This window comes from Novosphingobium sp. BL-A-28-Hi1-0D (assembly GCF_055521755.1).
This window is the reverse complement of record NZ_CM145502.1, coordinates 3,458,982-3,475,666: the sequence shown is the minus strand read 5'-3', so window position 1 is coordinate 3,475,666 and position 16,685 is coordinate 3,458,982. Positions and strand designations below refer to the sequence as shown.

Genomic DNA, 16,685 nt, shown 5'->3' with positions numbered 1-16,685 from the left:
GCGCCCCGCCTCTTCCTTGATCTGCAGTGGTCGGAAACCGATCAGCGCGAATAGAATTCGACGACCAGGTTCGGCTCCATCTTCACCGGATAGGGCACTTCGTCGAGCGTCGGCACGCGGGTGAAGGTGACCTTGTCGCCGTCGGCGGCAACGTAGTCAGGAACTTCACGCTCGGGCAGGGTCTGTGCTTCGGCGATCAAGGCCATTTCCTTGGCCTTCTTGCCGAGGCTGATCACGTCGCCGGGGCGAACGCGACGCGAGGCGATGTTGCACTTCACGCCGTTGACGTAAATGTGACCGTGCGAAACGACCTGACGGGCCGAGAAGATGGTCGGTGCGAACTTGGCGCGGTACACGACCATGTCGAGGCGCTGCTCGAGCAGGCCGATCAGGTTCTGACCGGTATCGCCCTTCATCTTCGCCGCTTCCTGATAGGTGCGCTTGAACTGCTTTTCGGTCACGTCGCCATAGTAGCCCTTGAGCTTCTGCTTGGCGCGGAGCTGAATGCCGAAGTCCGAGACCTTGCTCTTGCGGCGCTGGCCGTGCTGGCCGGGGCCATACGAGCGGCGGTTCACCGACGACTTGGGACGGCCCCAGATGTTCTCGCCGAGACGACGGTCAATTTTGTACTTTGATGCCTTGCGCTTGGACATGCGCTGCCTTTCAATCTGCATTGCACCGGCAACTCACCGATGCTTCAAGTCCCGGACCCGCACCACTCTGCCAATTGCAGAATGCGGCCACCGCTTCACCGGGAGTGCGAGGCCAATTGCGAAGCGCGGCCAAGAACAGACAATTAGGGCTTTGTCAAGGGCACCGGCCATAGACAGGCGGACGAAACTGGAGTGCTATCGCCAATGATGCACGAGAGGCCGCCTCGTCCTGAGCAATGCGAGCCGCTGGAAAGCCTTTCCAGCGGCGTGGAGGCGATCGACCTGCAGATACTTGCCCTGCTTTCCCAACGGTTTGGCATGTCGCGCGATGCGGTTGATGGGAGTGGCCTCGGGGACGAGGAAGACCGCAAGGCGCAGCTTTCGGTGATTCGCCGCAGGGCGTTCGAACTCGGCATCCCCGTCGGGCTGGTGACCGACTTCTGGGACCGGCTGCTCGATGCATCTGAAGCGATGCAGGCCCAGCGCGGCAATCGCGCGATCAACGAATAGCAGATCAGTTGCGCGGTTCGTCGCCGGGCTTCGATCCCGGCTTGCGGCGCAGCGCGCTCAACACGCCACGCATCGTGCGCACTTCCAGATGGTTCCAGCCCGGCTTGGTCAGCATGGTGCGCAAGGTGCGGCGGGTGGCTGCGGCGCGAGCTTCGGGTTCAAAGTAACCGCGCGGCTCGAGCATGGTGCAGAGCTGTTCGAACATGCCTTCGAACTCTTCCTGCGGCGCGGGCGGCAGGAGATCCTCGACCGTGGGCTGCACGAGGTCGACATGCTTCGACCATTCATAGGCGCACAGGATCACCGCCTGAGCAAGGTTCAGCGAGCCGAATTCCGGATTGATCGGAACGGTGATGATCGCGCGCGCCAGGGCTACGTCATCGGTCTCGAGGCCCGACCGTTCAGGGCCGAAGATGATCGCTCTGCGGCCGGGTGCGACGATGATGTCCTTGGCGGCCTGTTCAGGCGTCAGCACGGGCTTGGTCACGCCGCGCTTGCGCACGGTGGTGGCATAGACATGGCTGCAGTCGCCGACAGCCTCGGCAAGGGTATCGAAGACCTGCGCCTTTTCGAGGACGATGTCGGCCCCGGCTGCGGCAGGTCCTGCCGACGGATTGGGCCAGCCATCACGTGGCGAGACCAGTCGCATCTCGGTAAGCCCGAAGTTGAGCATGGCGCGCGCTGCCTTGCCGATGTTTTCGCCCAGTTGCGGGCGTACCAGCACGATTACCGGCTGGCGCTGGGCATTGTCGGCTTCGCTCACGTCAGACCGCTCATTTCCTGGACGCTGGAGGCAAACTCCTCGAAGTCACGCGCTTCGGTGAAATCGCGGTAGACACTGGCGAAGCGGATGTAGGCGACGCTGTCGAGCTGGCGCAGGCCCTCCATGACCATTTCACCGATCATCTTGGACGGCACTTCGGCATCGCCCATGGTCTCGATCTGGCGCTGGATGCCGGACACAAGCTGATCAAGCCGTTCCTGAGAGACTGGGCGTTTGCGGCACGCCAGGGCGACCGACTGCTCGATCTTGGAGCGGTCGAACGGTTCGCGGCGCTCACCGCTCTTGACCACGACGACTTCGCGCAACTGGACACGCTCGAACGTGGTGAACCGCGCGCCACAGCCTTCGCACTGACGGCGCCGACGGATCGAGGTGTTGTCCTCGCTCGGCCGGCTGTCCTTTACCTGGCTATTGTCGTGGGCGCAGAACGGGCATCTCATGCTGTCAGCGCTTGATCCGCTGCCAGAAGGCGAAGCCTGCGCCGACGGCAAGTCCGAGCGGCAGAGAAACAACCGGGAGGAGTACGCCTGCCACCGCACCGATCGCCGCGCCGGTCAGCACCGGCTTGGTCGACGGGTGGGCGAGGCCCTGCTTTGCCATGCCCGAGATCTCTTCCTTGGCGCGGGCGGCGATATCGTCCTGGTTGTTCATGGTCTTACAGCTCCGGATAGATCGGGAACTGCGCGCAAAGTTCGGCGACACGGTCGCGCACGCGCTGTTCGACCTGACCATCGCCCTCTTCGCCATTGCGCGCAAGGCCGTCGACCACTTCGACGATCAGCTTGCCGATGGTGCGGAACTCTTCCTCGCGGAAACCGCGGGTCGTGCCCGCAGGCGTGCCAAGGCGGATGCCCGAGGTGACGAAGGGCGAGCGCTTGTCGAACGGAACGCCGTTCTTGTTGCAGGTGAGCCAGGCCCGATCGAGGCCCTTTTCGGCGGCCTTGCCGGTCACGTCCTTGGGCGTGAGGTCAACCAGCATGAGGTGGTTGTCGGTGCCGCCCGAGACGATGCCGAGGCCTGCATCCTTGATGCTTTCGGCCAGTGCCTTCGCATTGCTGACGATCTGGTGGGCATAGGCCTTGAATTCAGGGCGCAGGGCTTCGCCGAAGGCAACCGCCTTGCCCGCGATGACATGGACCAGCGGTCCACCCTGCATGCCGGGGAACACGGCGGTGTTGAACTTCTTGGCCAGATCCTCGTCGTTGGTAAGGATTACGCCGGAGCGCGGGCCACGCAGCGACTTGTGCGTGGTGGTGGTGACGACGTGGGCATGCGGGAAGGGTGAGGGGTGCGCCCCGCCTGCGACCAGGCCCGAGATGTGCGACATGTCGACCAGCAGCCACGCGCCTATCTCGTCGGCGATGGCGCGGAAGGCGGCCCAGTCCCAAGTGCGCGAATAGGCGGTGCCGCCAGCGATGATCAGCTTGGGCTTGTGCTCGCGAGCGAGGCGGGCAACTTCGTCCATGTCGATCAGGTGATCGTCCGGGCGCACGCCATAAGGGATCACGTTGAACCACTTGCCGCTCATGTTGACCGGCGAGCCGTGAGTGAGGTGGCCGCCCGAGTTGAGGTCAAGCCCCATGAAGCTGTCGCCCGGCTGAAGCAGCGCGAGGAAGACGGCCTGGTTCATCTGGCTGCCCGAGTTGGGCTGGACGTTGGCGAAGTTGCAGCCGAACAGCTTCTTGGCGCGCTCGATCGCGAGGTTCTCGACGATGTCGGCGTATTCGCAGCCGCCGTAGTAGCGCTTGCCCGGATAGCCTTCGGCGTACTTGTTGGTGAAGACCGAGCCGGTGGCTTCGAGCACGGCGCGGCTGGTGATGTTTTCGGACGCGATCAGCTCGATCTTGGTCTGCTGGCGGTGCAGTTCACCCTTGATGGCGGCGAAGACTTCAGCGTCTGCCGTTTCCAGATGCTCGGTGAAGAAGCCGGCTTTGCGGATTTCCGGCGCTGCTGTGGCGGTGGTCATCTCTGGGGGCTCCTTCAAACGGTTGGGTTGGAAAGCTTTTCGACGCGGCCGGCATGGCGGCCACCGCCGAATTCGGTGGAGAGGAATGCGTCAAGGCAGGCCTTGGCCATGTCGATACCGGTGAGGCGCGCGCCCATCGCGATCACGTTGGCATCGTTGTGCTCACGGGCAAGGGCGGCGGACAGAGGCTCGGAGACCAGCGCGCAGCGGCAGGCTGCATTGCGATTGACGGCAATGGAAATGCCGATGCCCGAACCGCACAGGGCCACACCATAATCGACGATGCCTTCGGCGACGACACCGGCCAGCTTGTAGCCATAGTCCGGGTAATCGACGCGATCAGCGGTTTCGGGTCCGAGGTCGGCTACTTCATGGCCGAGGCCGATCAGATACTCGCGCAATTCGGCCTTCAGGTCGACGGCGGCATGGTCGGAAGCGATGGCGATACGCATGGGGGATCGTGTCTCGACAGCGGTTTTACGGGATTCGTTGGCGCGCCCATAAGCTCTTGCAGCGCAACAAGCCACCGCAAATCGACCTGCGAAATCTGCCCGATGGGGCTCATCCTAACAGGTGTGATTGTCTATGCGGTTGCGGCACCGGCCTCACGCGCGTAGAGGCGCGGCGTTTGATGCAGGACGGGATGGATTGGGGATGCCGCAGGAACACGTGCTCATTGCCGGTGGCGGCATTGGCGGGTTGGTACTCGCGCTGACGCTCCACCAGATCGGCGTTTCCTGCACGGTGTTCGAATCCGTGCGTGAATTGAAGCCCTTGGGCGTCGGCATCAACCTTCAGCCCAATGCCGTACGCGAGTTGGAAGACCTCGGCATCGGCGAGGACGAGATGGATGCTGTCGGCATCCCGGCGCGCGAATGGGCGCTGGTCGGGCTGAACGGTCGCGAGATCTATGCCGAGCCGCGCGGCAAGCTCGCGGGCTACAAATGGCACCAGTACGCGGTCCATCGCGGCGAATTCCACATGCTTCTCTATCGCAAGGTGATCGAACGCCTGGGGCCACAGGCGGTACGTTTGGGCAGCAAGGTCACCGGCTATCGCAAGGAAGCCGATGGCACCGTGACGGCTCTGGTCGAGGACCGCGCAGGTGTGGTCGAGGAAGTGGCCGGAACGCTCCTGTTCGGTGCGGACGGCATTCATTCGTCGGTTCGCGCGCAGATGCATCCCGATCAGCCACCGATCCACTGGGGTGGCACGATCATGTGGCGGGGGACGGCCAAGGGCGTGCCGATCCGTTCAGGCTCTTCGTTTGTGGGTCTTGGCACGAGCCGCCATCGCGTCGTGATCTACCCGATTTCGCATCCGGACGCCGAAGGCCTGTCGGACATCAACTGGATTGCTGAGCAGACCTATGACACAGACCATGACTGGACCAAGTCGGGCTGGTTCCGCCCTGTCGAACTCTCGGAGTTCGCGCGCGAGTTCGACGGTTTCGTCTATGACTGGCTGAACCTGCCGGAACTTCTGGCCAAGTCCGACATCGCCTACGAGAACCCGATGATCGACCGCGATCCGCTGCCGACGTGGGTCGATGGGCCGGTCGCCCTGATCGGCGATGCAGCGCATCCGATGTATCCGACAGGCTCGAACGGCGCATCTCAGGCCATTGTCGATGCCCGCCAGATCGGGCGGATCATGCTGGAACGCGGTGTCACGGCCGAGGCGCTTGCCCGCTTCGACGCCGAGTTCTGCGGTCCGATAGGTCAGGTCGCCATGCGCAACCGCGGTGCGGGGCCGTTCGGCCTGCTCAACATGGTGGACGAACGCTGCGGGGGGCAGTTCGACAACATCGACGATATCATCCCGGCGCAGGAGCGCAGCGCCTTCATGCTCGCCTACCAGCAGGCGGCAGGCTTTGCGAAGGACAAGCTGAACGCTGCCCCCCGCATGATTGCCGAAGGCGCGCGTGTGGGTCAGGTGCCCGCATGACCATTGCACTTACTCACGCGACCGATCTGGTTGTCGAGCTTGCGCGCCCGCACGAAATGGGCGCTTGCCCTGCGGGAACTCGGCGCATCATTCCGATCATCGGCGGCACTGCGAGCGGCCCGCTGCTGTCCGGGCGGATATTGCCGATCGGGGCTGACTGGCAGACGGTGCTGGCTGGCGGAATAGCCGATCTCGATGCCCGCTACGCGATAGAGACTGCCGATGGCGCGGTGGTCGAGGTCATCAGCCAGGGCATCCGCCATGCCTCGCCCGAGGTTCACGCTCGCATTGCCAATGGCGAGCAGGTCGATCCTCGCGAATACTACATGCGCTCGGCGATCCGGCTGGAGAGCGGGAGCGCCGCTTACAGCTGGGTCAATCGCTCCTTGTTCCTTGCGCAGGGAGGCAAAGTCGGAAACACGGTGCGGCTGGCGGTATACAGGGTCGACTGATAAACCGGGCAAGCCCCGGCCGTCACGCGACCAGGGCGTGATGCTTGTCTGAAAGAAAAATCGCGTTCTTGCGGGTAAGGTCGCCTTCGACCAGCCTCGTACCGTTCCAGCCGTATGGTGACAGTCCAAGCTTGCCCAGAATGACAACTGCCTGTTCGTCGGGGCGTTCGATGATCATGATGGGCTTGTGATCGGCAATTGTCTGAAGACCGCCACCGATCACTTGCGTCTCGAAGCCCTGAACGTCGATCTTGATCAGGTCGGGGGCAAGCTTGAGGGCGTCGAGACGCTCGACTTGGACCGTGAAACTGTCGACCGACAGATGCTTGCTTGAAAAGCGAGCGATTCTTCGTGAATTGAGCCACTCGACGGCTGCGTCGCGATCGAGCGATGCAATGCCGTCATAAATGTAGTTGCGATAGCGCGGCACATGCATCTGATGGTGGCCGGCCGTCAGTCCCAGACCCATCTCGATGACGTCCACATTGCCAGTGTCTGCAAACTGCATGCGCAGATGCTGCGCCAGAACAGGATTCGGCTCGAGTGTGATGATCCGGTCCGGCCGGGCATAGCGCTGCAGCGCCACCACACTTTGCCCCCAGTTGCCGCCGATATCGAGCGCAAGGCCAAGTGGATCAAGCTTGCGCAGAAGCCGGAATTCCGGATCGGCAAACAGGCCAAAACGGCGGGTGACGAGATTGAAGGCTGCGAACTTCGCGGCACGGGTACCGGGAAAATGCGTCTGCAGATCCCGGAACTGGCGACGAAGTTCCCTCAGCGGCCAGGGTTCAGGACGGTAACCCCAGTCCAGTTCCGGTCCTGAGGATTCACCGTCCATGCCCGCTGCGTGCTTACTGATCGAGGAACGAACGCATCTTGCGGCTGCGGCTCGGATGCTTGAGCTTCCGCAGAGCCTTTGCTTCGATCTGGCGGATACGTTCGCGCGTCACCGAGAACTGCTGGCCGACTTCTTCCAGCGTGTGATCGGTGTTCATGCCGATGCCGAAGCGCATGCGCAGAACACGTTCTTCGCGCGGAGTGAGGCTGGCAAGGACGCGGGTGACCGTTTCCTTGAGGTTTGCCTGGATCGCCGCGTCGACCGGGATGATCGCGTTCTTGTCCTCGATGAAATCACCCAGATGCGAATCTTCCTCGTCGCCGATCGGCGTTTCGAGGCTGATCGGCTCCTTGGCAATCTTCATCACCTTGCGAACCTTTTCGAGCGGCATCGAAAGACGCTCGGCCATTTCTTCCGGCGTCGGTTCGCGGCCCTGCTCGTGCAGGAACTGGCGGCTGGTGCGGACCAGTTTGTTGATCGTCTCGATCATGTGGACCGGGATACGAATCGTGCGCGCCTGATCCGCGATCGAGCGGGTGATCGCCTGCCTGATCCACCAGGTAGCGTAAGTCGAGAACTTGTAGCCGCGGCGGTACTCGAACTTGTCGACCGCCTTCATCAGGCCGATGTTGCCTTCCTGAATGAGGTCGAGGAACTGCAGGCCGCGGTTCGTGTACTTCTTGGCGATCGAGATCACGAGGCGAAGGTTCGCCTCGACCATTTCCTTCTTGGCGATACGCGCTTCACGCTCGCCCTTCTGGACCATGTTCACGATGCGGCGGAATTCGCCCAGCGACATGCCAGTGGCCGAAGCAATGTCGGAAATCTCGGCGCGGATGCGCTCGACCGGCACGGATTCGTTGGCTGCGAAAGCAGCCCACTTCTTGTCACGGGTGGCGAGCGCCTGAAGCCAGCCATCGTCAAGCTCGTGCCCGACGTACATGTCGAGGAAGTCCTTGCGCGGCACCTTGTGGCGCTCTGCCAGACGCAGCATCTGGCCGCCAAGCGTCGTCAGACGGCGGTTGAAGGCATAGAGGTTGTCGACGAGGTATTCGATCTTCGAGGCGTGGAACTGCACCGATTCCACCTGCGCCGTCAGGTCCTCGCGCAGCTTCTGGTACTGCGCTTCCTTGGCAGGCGGGAAATCGTTGCCCATGCCAAGAGCGTCCAGACGTTCGGCCTGGATCTTCTCGAACTGGCGGAACAGCGAGGTGATCTCGGCGAACCGTTCAAGCGCGGCAGGCTTCAGCTGTGCTTCCATCTGGGCAAGGCTGAGGGTGTTGTCCTCTTCCTCTTCCTCAGCGGGACGCGCGCGGCGCTCACGCAGTTCGTCGTCCTCGTCATCGGAAGCGACTTCTTCCTCGACGTCCTCTTCTTCCTTGAAGGTCGGACCGGCCGTGGCTTCGCTGATTTCCGGCTCGCCGGTTTCCTCGCCGTCTTCCGAGAGGTTCTCGGGCTGCGGTTCCTTGGACAGCATCGCGTCGAGATCGAGGATTTCGCGCAGCTGCATTTCGCCGGCGTTGAGCGCGTCGGACCACTGGATGATGGCGTGGAAGGTGATCGGGCTTTCACACAGCCCCATGATCATCGTGTCGCGACCGGCCTCGATGCGCTTGGCAATGGCGATTTCGCCTTCGCGGCTGAGCAGTTCGACCGCGCCCATCTCGCGCAAGTACATGCGCACGGGATCGTCGGTCCGCTCGACCGTTTCCTTGCGCTTGATGATGTCGGGGCGGTCCTCGGTGGTCTCCGCCTCGTCGAGTTCGTCGTCCTGCGCCTTTTCCTCAGGGTCGACCGCGTCTTCGTCGCTCTCGACGATATTGACGCCCATTTCCGAGATCGCGGCCATGATGTCCTCGATCTGGTCGGCAGACATCTGGTCCTGGGGCAGCGCTTCGTTGAGTTCGTCAACGGTGATGATTCCCCTGCGCTTGGCGCGGGCAATCAGCTTCCGGATTGAAGCATCATTGAGATCAATAAGCGGAGCGTCGCCATTGTCGGTCTTGTCGTTCGAAGCCATTTAACCCAGGTACCACCATCTGAGAGCCGGGCCTTGGCAGACCCGGGTGCGCCTATTGCTATAATTATAACGCAGCACGAGCACGGCCCATTTGCCCCAAACGGGCAAGCAATGCCAGCCTTCGCTGCAACAATCTCTGTTGTTCGGCGAAGCTTTCGTCGGAAAACTCCGTTTCGTGGCGTCTGGTGGCCTCACCAAGCGCCTCTTCCACGGCCGGAAGCTCGACCAGCAGAGCTACTGCTTCGGCAAGCTCGTCACCCGCCGAATCACCACCGCTGGCAAGAAAGCCGAATCGCATTCCGGCGTAATCCTGCGCCGACGGGAGCCGAAGCCCTCGTTCTAGCAATATGGTGGCAAGACCCTCGCTTTCAAGCGGTTGCCCGGTATCCGCGACCATCAACAGCGCATCGATCAGCGCCGATGCATCGGGATCGTCCGGCTGAAGCCGCGCCAGCGAATCGGCATGGCGGCCGATATGCTGCGGATGGCGGACAAGCCCGGTGAGCACGGCGGCCAGCAGGCTCGTGCTGGGACCGTTGCCGTTCCGCAGCATTTTCGCGCGGTCTTGTTCAGCCAGTGGAGCGGGGGCGGGCTTCCACGGCTGGCCCTTGCCGCGCTGCCCGCCACTGCCCTGCCGGGGCTGGAATGGCGCGCGCTCCTTGCGAGCGAAGGCGAGTTCGCCAAACCGCTCGGTCAGCTCGCGGCGATAGAGCGATTTGATGTCGGGGTGCTGGATCGTCTCGCAGTGCGCAAGCAGCCGAGCCTTGAGCCCGGCCTTGTCCTCTGGTGTGGCAAGCGGGGCGGCATCGCGTTCGGCTTCCCACAACACGTCCACAAGGCTGCGCGCGCCTTGCAGCAGGCTTTCCATCGCCGCCGCCCCCTGCTTCTTGACGACGTCATCCGGGTCCATCCCCGCGGGCAGGGTGGTGATGCGCAAGGAGTGGCCGGGGCGGAGCAGGGGCAGGGCGCGTGTTATGGCACGCATCGCCGCGCGCTGGCCCGCAGCGTCGCCATCGAAACAGAGCGTCGGCGTTTCCACCAGGCGCCAGAGCCGTTCGATCTGATGTTCGGTCAGCGCGGTGCCGAGCGGGGCGACGGCCTCGCCAATGCCTGCTGCTGCTAGCGCCACCACGTCCATGTAGCCTTCAACCACGACCACGCGGCCGTTCTGGCGCGAGGCAGGCCCTGCGCGGTGGAGGTTATAGACGGTGCGACCTTTGTCGAAGAGTGGCGTGTCCGGCGAGTTCAGGTACTTGGGCGCGTCAGTCTTCTCGGCGCTGAGGATGCGTCCGCCGAAAGCGATCACCCGCCCGCGCGGATCGAGAATCGGCAGCATAAGGCGACCGCGGAATCGGTCATAGGGTTCTTTCCCCTCGATCACGATCCTGAGGCCCGCCTCGATCAGCATCTCGTCGGGAAAGCCGGAAAGCGCCTCCTTCAGGGCGGTCCGGCTGTCCGGCGCGAAGCCGAAGCCGAATTCGCGGACGATCTGGGCCGGAAACCCGCGCGAGGCGAGATATCGACGCGCCTCGCTCCCGCGCTCCTCGCCAAGGCAACGCACGAAGAAGTCCTGCGCGGCCTGCATCACGTCGTGCAGCGACTTCTGCTGCTCGGCCTTCTTGGCCGCGCGCGGATCGGGGGCAGGGACTTCCATCCCCGCCTGCAGCGCCAGTTCCTTCACCGCATCCATGAACGGCAGGCCCTGATGGTCGGTCATCCAGCGGATGACGTCGCCATGCGCGCCGCAGCCGAAGCAGTGGTAGAAGCCTTTTTCGTCGTTGATGGTGAAGCTGGGCGTCTTCTCGTTGTGGAACGGGCAACACGCCTTGAACTCCCGCCCCGCCTTGGTCACGCGAACAGACCGCCCGATTACGCCCGAAAGCGAGATGCGGGTGCGGAGCTCGTCCAGCCATTGCGGGGTGAGGGTCATCGTCCGATCAGGCCGAAAGCGCCGCCTTCACCAGGCCGCTGGCCTTGCTCATATCAAGCTGCGTGCCGTGCCTGGCCTTCAGCGCGGCCACGACGCGGCCCATGTCCTTCATCCCCGCAGCGCCCGTTTCGGCGATCAGCGCGGCGATGGCGGCCTTTACGTCGTCTTCGCCCATCTGTTGCGGCAGAAATTCCTCGATCACCGCCAGCTCGGCCTTCTCGACATCGGCAAGCTCCTGTCTGCCGCCCTGCTCGTAGAGCGTGATCGATTCGCGGCGCTGCTTGGCCATCTTCTGCAGCACGTCGGTGACGAGCACGTCGTCCTCGGGCACGGCCGAGGCAGTGCGCAGTTCGATATCCTTGTCCTTCAGCTTGGCAAGGATGAGGCGGACGGCGGCGAGGCGGGGCTTGTCGCCCGCCTTCATGGCAGAAATCTGCGCGGCCTTGATGGTGTCGCGGATCATGTAATCGTATTTCCTGTGAGGTTGTCCGCGGGAAAAAGCGGAAGGCCGCCAATGTAGGCCAAACTTTCAGACTTCGCTAGGTTGACGCTGCGGCAATGCAGGTCTAACCGCCGCCCCTTAGCAACATCGCCAGAACCCCTGCCAACGGAGCGCCCCATATCATGGCCGACCCCGCACTTTCGCACGCGCCTCAACCGGATGGCGCTACGGGAGTCCTCGTTCTCGCCGATGGGTCTGTTGCCTGGGGACGCGGTTTCGGTGCCACCGGGCTTTCGGTGGGCGAAGTCTGCTTCAACACCGCGATGACCGGCTATCAGGAAGTGATGACCGATCCGTCCTACGCGGCGCAGATCGTGACCTTCACCTTCCCGCACATCGGCAACGTCGGCACCAACCCGGAAGACATGGAAAGCCATGACACGCCCGGCGCCGTCGGCTGCGTGGTGCGCGAGGATGTGACTGCGCCTGCCAACTTCCGCGCCGTGGCGAATTTCCAGCAGTGGATGGAAAAGCAGGGCAAGATCGGCATCTCGGGGCTCGACACCCGCGCGCTGACCCGCCGCATCCGGATGAGCGGCGCACCCAATGCGGTGATCGCGCACGATCCCAAGGGCGAATTCGATATCCCCGCGCTGGTCGAGCGCGCGCGCAACTGGCCCGGCCTCGAAGGCATGGACCTTGCCCGCGTCGTCACGCGTGACGGTCAGGAGACCTGGGAAGGCTCGATCTGGCATCTCGGCAAGGGCTATGGCCGCTCACCGCATGACAAGCGCCCCCACGTCGTCGCCATGGACTTCGGCGCGAAGGACAATATCTTCCGCAACCTCGTGGCAGCAGGCGCGGCCGTGACGGTGGTTCCGGCCGAGACCTCGCTGGAGACGATCCTCGCCCTCAAGCCCGATGGCGTGTTCCTGTCGAACGGCCCGGGCGATCCTGCGGCGACGGGCGCTTATGCCGTGCCGGTAATCCAGAAGCTGCTCGAAATGGACATGCCGGTCTTCGGCATCTGCCTCGGCCACCAGATGCTGGCGCTGGCCGCCGGCGCCCGCACCACCAAGATGCACCAGGGCCACCGCGGCGCGAACCACCCGGTCAAGCGCATGGAAGACGGCGTGGTCGAGATCACCTCGATGAACCACGGCTTTGCGGTCGACAACGCACCGGGCGCGCTGGGCGACAACGTGATCGAAACGCACGTCTCGCTGTTCGACGGCTCGAACTGCGGCATCGCGGTGAAGGGCAAGCGCGCGTTCGGCGTGCAGTATCACCCTGAAGCATCGCCGGGACCACAGGACAGCTTCTACCTGTTCGAGAAGTTCGTGGGGATGTTGGGGTGAAGGTCCGTTTCATCCTTGGAGCACTGGTACTTGCGGCAACTGTCCCGACTGTGGGAGTTGCGAAGCCGGGCGTTCCGGTTCGCTCGGCTGCTGGCGAGGCATCGCGCCTCTTAGGATATGCCGTCTTTGGCGATGCTGATGACGTTGCAGCCCTCGAAAAAGATCTCGCTCCACTTGCCTCTGTCGGGGTGAAGACAGCTCGACCGAAGACTTCGGATGGGCGAACTGAACTTTTGATCCTTTTTACTGAGGGTGTTGGGCCGATTTCCGCTGAGCTAGTCCGACAGAAAGTCTCTGACGGAAAGCTTGGGAAATTCGAGCTCGAAAGCATCCTCGCTCCTGAAATCGGCGGTAAAGTAATGCCCAAACGCACTGACATCTCCTCGATCCTGATCATCGGCGCCGGGCCGATCATCATCGGCCAGGCTTGCGAGTTCGATTATTCGGGCACGCAGGCGGTGAAGGCGCTCAAGGAAGAGGGCTATCGCATCATCCTGGTCAACTCGAACCCCGCGACGATCATGACCGATCCGGACATGGCGCACGCGACCTATGTCGAGCCGATCACGCCCGAAGTCGTCGCCAAGATCATCGAGAAGGAGCGCCCCGATGCGCTGCTCCCGACGATGGGCGGGCAGACCGCGCTCAACACCGCGCTGGCGCTGTTCAACGATGGTACGCTGGAGAAGTACGGCGTCCAGATGATCGGCGCCAATGCCGATGCGATCGACAAGGCCGAAGACCGCCAGCGCTTCCGCGAGGCGATGGACAAGATCGGCCTCGAATCCGCGCGCTCGGGCGTTGCCCACACCATCGATGAAGCGCTCGCGATCCTCGAACGCACCGGCCTGCCTTCGATCATCCGCCCCAGCTTCACCATGGGCGGCACCGGTGGCGGCATTGCCTACAACAAGGACGAGTTCGTCAAGATCGTGAAGGGCGGTCTTGAAGCTTCGCCCACCACCGAAGTCCTGATCGAGGAATCGCTCCTCGGCTGGAAGGAATACGAGATGGAGGTTGTCCGCGATAAAAAGGACAACTGCATCATCATCTGTTCGATCGAGAACGTCGATCCGATGGGCGTCCACACCGGCGATTCCATCACTGTCGCGCCAGCGCTCACGCTGACCGACAAGGAATACCAGATCATGCGCAACGCGAGCATCGCGGTGCTGCGCGAGATTGGCGTCGAGACCGGTGGCTCCAACGTCCAGTTCGCGGTGAACCCCGCCGATGGCCGCCTGATCGTGATCGAGATGAACCCGCGCGTGTCGCGTTCCTCGGCACTGGCATCGAAGGCCACCGGCTTCCCGATCGCCAAGGTGGCGGCGAAGCTCGCTGTCGGCTACACGCTCGATGAGATCATGAACGACATCACCGGGGCCACCCCGGCGGCGTTTGAACCCACCATCGACTACGTCGTCACCAAGATCCCGCGCTTCGCCTTCGAAAAGTTCAAGGGCGCAGAGCCGCTGCTCGGCACCGCGATGAAGTCGGTCGGCGAAGTCATGGCGATTGGCCGTAACATCAAGGAATCGATGCAGAAGGCCCTGCGCGGGCTGGAAACCGGCCTCGATGGCTTCAACCGCGTCGTCGGTCTCGAAGGCGCCAGCCGCGACGAGATCACGGCCGCGCTTGCCCGCGCCACGCCTGATCGCCTGCTGGTGATCGCTCAGGCGCTGCGCGAAGGGCTCTCGGTCGACGAAGTCCACGCCGTCACCAAGTACGAACCCTGGTTCCTGCGCCACATCGCCGAGATCGTCGCCGAAGAGCAGAAGATCCAGCAGGACGGCCTGCCCAACGATGCTGCCGGGCTGCGCCGCCTCAAGGCGATGGGCTTCTCGGACAAGCGCCTCGCCACGCTTGCCGTGCGCGGCATCGGCGTTGCCGGCGGCATGGGCGAGACCCAGGCCAAGCGCTCGGGACTGCTCCACGATGCCCTTCGCGCGATGGCTGGTGCCACCAGCGAAGCCGAGGTTCGCGCCCTGCGCCACAAGCTCGGCGTGCGCCCGGTGTTCAAGCGCATCGACAGCTGCGCCGCCGAGTTCGAGGCCGTCACGCCCTACATGTACTCCACGTACGAAGGCGCGCTGTTCGGCGAACCGGAAAACGAATCCGCCCCGACTGACCGCAAGAAAATCGTCATCCTCGGCGGCGGCCCGAACCGCATCGGGCAGGGCATCGAGTTCGACTACTGCTGCTGCCACGCCTGCTACGCGCTGGGCGATGCCGGGTTCGAGACCATCATGGTCAACTGCAACCCGGAAACCGTCTCGACCGACTACGACACCTCGGACCGCCTCTACTTCGAGCCGCTTACCGCCGAAGACGTGCTGGAAATCCTCGCGGTCGAACAGTCCAAGGGCGAACTCGTCGGCGTGATCGTGCAGTTCGGCGGACAGACCCCGTTGAAGCTGGCGCAGGCACTGCAGGATGCAGGCATTCCGATCCTCGGCACCTCGCCGGACTCGATCGACCTTGCCGAAGATCGTGAGCGTTTTGCCGCGCTGGTCGCCAAGCTTGGCCTCAAGCAGCCGATGAACGGCATCGCCCGCAGCCGTGACGAAGCCGTCGCTGTCGCCAGCCGCATCGGCTATCCGGTGCTGATCCGTCCGAGCTACGTTCTCGGCGGCCGCGCCATGGAAATCGTCGACAGTCAGGCGCAGCTTGACGACTACATTGCTACCGCCGTGCAGGTCTCGGGCGATAGCCCGGTGCTGATCGACCAGTACCTGCGCGATGCCATCGAATGCGACGTCGATGCGCTGGCTGACGGCACCGACGTGACCGTCGCGGGCGTGATGCAGCACATCGAAGAGGCGGGCATCCACTCGGGCGACAGCGCCTGCACGATCCCGCCCTACAGCCTCTCGGCCGAGATCATCGCCGAAATGGAGCGGCAGGCGGTTCTGCTCGCGCGCGGCCTCGACGTGCGTGGCCTGATGAACATCCAGTTCGCGATCAAGGACGGCGAGGTTTACCTCATCGAGGTCAACCCCCGCGCCAGCCGCACCGTGCCCTTCGTCGCCAAGGCCGTGGGCACGCCCATCGCCAAGTTCGCCGCGCGCGTCATGGCGGGCGAAAAGCTGGCCGATCTTCCGCCGATCAAGCGCGAGATTGACTACATGGCGGTCAAGGAAGCGGTGTTCCCGTTCGCGCGCTTCCCCGGCATCGACCCGGTGCTTTCGCCGGAAATGAAGTCGACCGGCGAAGTCATGGGCATCGACAGTACCTTTGCCGTCGCATTCGCCAAGTCACAGCTCGGTGCGGGCACGAAACTTCCGCAGGCCGGAACGGTGTTCGTATCGGTCAAGGATTCGGACAAGCCGGTGATCCTGCCTGCCGTGCGCAAGCTGATCGCGCTTGGTTTCAAGATCGTCGCCACGGGTGGCACGGCGCGATATCTCTCGGATGCGGGCGTGATGGTCGAGCGCGTGAACAAGGTGGCCGAGGGCCGTCCGCACATCGTCGACCGGATCATCGATGGCGATATGGCGTTGATTTTCAACACGACCGAGGGCTGGCAGAGCCACAAGGACTCGCAATCGATCCGCGCCTCGGCGCTCAACTCGCGCGTTCCGTACTTCACGACCGCCGCCGCTTCGGTAGCAGCCGTGGAGGCTATCGAAGCGCTGCGTTCGGCCGAACTTGAAGTGCGTTCGTTGCAGGACTATTATGGTTGAACCTAGGTAGTCCCCCGGCTTCGTGAGTTTGGTGGTCCGGCCCTGTGCATTCGGTACAGGACCGGTGGGGACAGGTTTTCCCGTGGATGCCGTAGCGGCAAC

General features: G+C 63.3%; 15 protein-coding genes. 5 read left to right on the top strand and 10 right to left on the bottom strand.

What is annotated here, in order from left to right; translation table 11 throughout:
• Positions 1 to 41 precede the first annotated feature (41 nt).
• Entirely contained in the window at positions 42 to 653 is a 612-nt protein-coding gene (gene rpsD / locus ACZ1JW_RS16790) for a 30S ribosomal protein S4 (protein ID WP_465125619.1), read from the bottom strand.
• Positions 654 to 857: 204 nt separating this feature from the next.
• Here rpsD and ACZ1JW_RS16785 point away from each other — a divergent pair, with 204 nt between their 5' ends.
• Positions 858 to 1,163 carry a chorismate mutase gene (locus ACZ1JW_RS16785; RefSeq protein WP_465125620.1) on the top strand — a complete coding sequence of 102 codons (306 nt, stop codon included), beginning with the start codon at positions 858 to 860 and terminating at the stop codon, positions 1,161 to 1,163.
• 4 nt (positions 1,164 to 1,167) lie between these two features.
• Here ACZ1JW_RS16785 and ACZ1JW_RS16780 read toward each other — a convergent pair whose 3' ends face one another.
• Genes ACZ1JW_RS16780 through rpiB form a run of 5 tightly spaced genes read right to left on the bottom strand, consistent with a single transcriptional unit; the run spans position 1,168 to position 4,365 of the window.
• Complete coding sequence (locus tag ACZ1JW_RS16780; protein ID WP_465141394.1) at positions 1,168 to 1,926, bottom strand: RNA methyltransferase; 759 nt, start codon at positions 1,924 to 1,926, stop codon at positions 1,168 to 1,170.
• The gene (nrdR, locus tag ACZ1JW_RS16775) at positions 1,923 to 2,387 is read right to left on the bottom strand and encodes a transcriptional regulator NrdR (RefSeq protein ID WP_465125622.1); all 465 of its coding nucleotides are present in this window, start codon (positions 2,385 to 2,387) and stop codon (positions 1,923 to 1,925) included. Before nrdR ends, ACZ1JW_RS16780 begins: the two co-directional genes overlap by 4 nt.
• Before the next feature lie 4 nt (positions 2,388 to 2,391).
• Positions 2,392 to 2,598, bottom strand: a complete 207-nt coding sequence (locus tag ACZ1JW_RS16770) for a hypothetical protein (protein WP_465125623.1) — start codon at positions 2,596 to 2,598, stop codon at positions 2,392 to 2,394.
• A gap of 4 nt (positions 2,599 to 2,602) precedes the next feature.
• Positions 2,603 to 3,913, bottom strand: coding sequence for a serine hydroxymethyltransferase (gene glyA, locus ACZ1JW_RS16765; protein WP_465125624.1), 1,311 nt, complete (start codon positions 3,911 to 3,913; stop codon positions 2,603 to 2,605).
• A gap of 14 nt (positions 3,914 to 3,927) precedes the next feature.
• Entirely contained in the window at positions 3,928 to 4,365 is a 438-nt protein-coding gene (gene rpiB / locus ACZ1JW_RS16760) for a ribose 5-phosphate isomerase B (protein ID WP_465125625.1), read from the bottom strand.
• Between the two features lie 202 nt (positions 4,366 to 4,567).
• Between rpiB and ACZ1JW_RS16755 the strand changes: the two genes are divergently transcribed.
• Positions 4,568 to 5,860: a flavin-dependent oxidoreductase gene (locus tag ACZ1JW_RS16755; protein ID WP_465125626.1), complete on the top strand. Its 1,293-nt coding sequence runs from the start codon at positions 4,568 to 4,570 to the stop codon at positions 5,858 to 5,860.
• A complete protein-coding gene (locus tag ACZ1JW_RS16750) occupies positions 5,857 to 6,312 on the top strand; it encodes a DUF3237 domain-containing protein (RefSeq protein WP_465141393.1) in 456 nt (151 codons plus the stop codon). Before ACZ1JW_RS16755 ends, ACZ1JW_RS16750 begins: the two co-directional genes overlap by 4 nt.
• 22 nt (positions 6,313 to 6,334) lie before the next feature.
• Here ACZ1JW_RS16750 and ACZ1JW_RS16745 read toward each other — a convergent pair whose 3' ends face one another.
• The 4 genes from ACZ1JW_RS16745 to ACZ1JW_RS16730 all read right to left on the bottom strand — a co-directional run bounded on the left by ACZ1JW_RS16745 (position 6,335) and on the right by ACZ1JW_RS16730 (position 11,563).
• Positions 6,335 to 7,150: an FkbM family methyltransferase gene (locus ACZ1JW_RS16745; RefSeq protein ID WP_465125628.1), complete on the bottom strand. Its 816-nt coding sequence runs from the start codon at positions 7,148 to 7,150 to the stop codon at positions 6,335 to 6,337.
• Positions 7,151 to 7,163: 13 nt separating this feature from the next.
• Positions 7,164 to 9,170 (bottom strand): RNA polymerase sigma factor RpoD, encoded by a 2,007-nt coding sequence (gene rpoD / locus ACZ1JW_RS16740; RefSeq protein WP_465125629.1) that lies wholly within the window; start codon positions 9,168 to 9,170, stop codon positions 7,164 to 7,166.
• Between the two features lie 64 nt (positions 9,171 to 9,234).
• The gene (gene dnaG / locus ACZ1JW_RS16735) at positions 9,235 to 11,100 is read right to left on the bottom strand and encodes a DNA primase (RefSeq protein WP_465141392.1); all 1,866 of its coding nucleotides are present in this window, start codon (positions 11,098 to 11,100) and stop codon (positions 9,235 to 9,237) included.
• Between the two features lie 7 nt (positions 11,101 to 11,107).
• Positions 11,108 to 11,563, bottom strand: a complete 456-nt coding sequence (locus ACZ1JW_RS16730) for a GatB/YqeY domain-containing protein (RefSeq protein ID WP_465141391.1) — start codon at positions 11,561 to 11,563, stop codon at positions 11,108 to 11,110.
• 161 nt (positions 11,564 to 11,724) lie between these two features.
• On the opposite strand from ACZ1JW_RS16730, the gene carA reads away from it, so the two are divergent.
• Together carA and carB are read left to right on the top strand one after the other, a co-directional pair.
• A complete protein-coding gene (gene carA, locus ACZ1JW_RS16725; RefSeq protein ID WP_465141390.1) occupies positions 11,725 to 12,900 on the top strand; it encodes a glutamine-hydrolyzing carbamoyl-phosphate synthase small subunit in 1,176 nt (391 codons plus the stop codon).
• A gap of 359 nt (positions 12,901 to 13,259) precedes the next feature.
• Positions 13,260 to 16,583, top strand: a complete 3,324-nt coding sequence (gene carB, locus ACZ1JW_RS16720; RefSeq protein WP_465141389.1) for a carbamoyl-phosphate synthase large subunit — start codon at positions 13,260 to 13,262, stop codon at positions 16,581 to 16,583.
• Positions 16,584 to 16,685 lie beyond the last annotated feature (102 nt).

Coding starts and splice junctions, on each gene's coding strand:
- dnaG (WP_465141392.1), bottom strand. CDS start 11,100: ATGACCCTCACCCCGCAATGGCTGGACGAGCTCCGCACCCGCATCTCG.
- ACZ1JW_RS16745 (WP_465125628.1), bottom strand. CDS start 7,150: ATGGACGGTGAATCCTCAGGACCGGAACTGGACTGGGGTTACCGTCCT.
- carB (WP_465141389.1), top strand. CDS start 13,260: ATGCCCAAACGCACTGACATCTCCTCGATCCTGATCATCGGCGCCGGG.
- nrdR (WP_465125622.1), bottom strand. CDS start 2,387: ATGAGATGCCCGTTCTGCGCCCACGACAATAGCCAGGTAAAGGACAGC.
- ACZ1JW_RS16730 (WP_465141391.1), bottom strand. CDS start 11,563: ATGATCCGCGACACCATCAAGGCCGCGCAGATTTCTGCCATGAAGGCG.
- rpoD (WP_465125629.1), bottom strand. CDS start 9,170: ATGGCTTCGAACGACAAGACCGACAATGGCGACGCTCCGCTTATTGAT.
- rpsD (WP_465125619.1), bottom strand. CDS start 653: ATGTCCAAGCGCAAGGCATCAAAGTACAAAATTGACCGTCGTCTCGGC.
- ACZ1JW_RS16770 (WP_465125623.1), bottom strand. CDS start 2,598: ATGAACAACCAGGACGATATCGCCGCCCGCGCCAAGGAAGAGATCTCG.
- rpiB (WP_465125625.1), bottom strand. CDS start 4,365: ATGCGTATCGCCATCGCTTCCGACCATGCCGCCGTCGACCTGAAGGCC.
- carA (WP_465141390.1), top strand. CDS start 11,725: ATGGCCGACCCCGCACTTTCGCACGCGCCTCAACCGGATGGCGCTACG.
- ACZ1JW_RS16750 (WP_465141393.1), top strand. CDS start 5,857: ATGACCATTGCACTTACTCACGCGACCGATCTGGTTGTCGAGCTTGCG.
- ACZ1JW_RS16755 (WP_465125626.1), top strand. CDS start 4,568: ATGCCGCAGGAACACGTGCTCATTGCCGGTGGCGGCATTGGCGGGTTG.
- ACZ1JW_RS16785 (WP_465125620.1), top strand. CDS start 858: ATGATGCACGAGAGGCCGCCTCGTCCTGAGCAATGCGAGCCGCTGGAA.
- glyA (WP_465125624.1), bottom strand. CDS start 3,913: ATGACCACCGCCACAGCAGCGCCGGAAATCCGCAAAGCCGGCTTCTTC.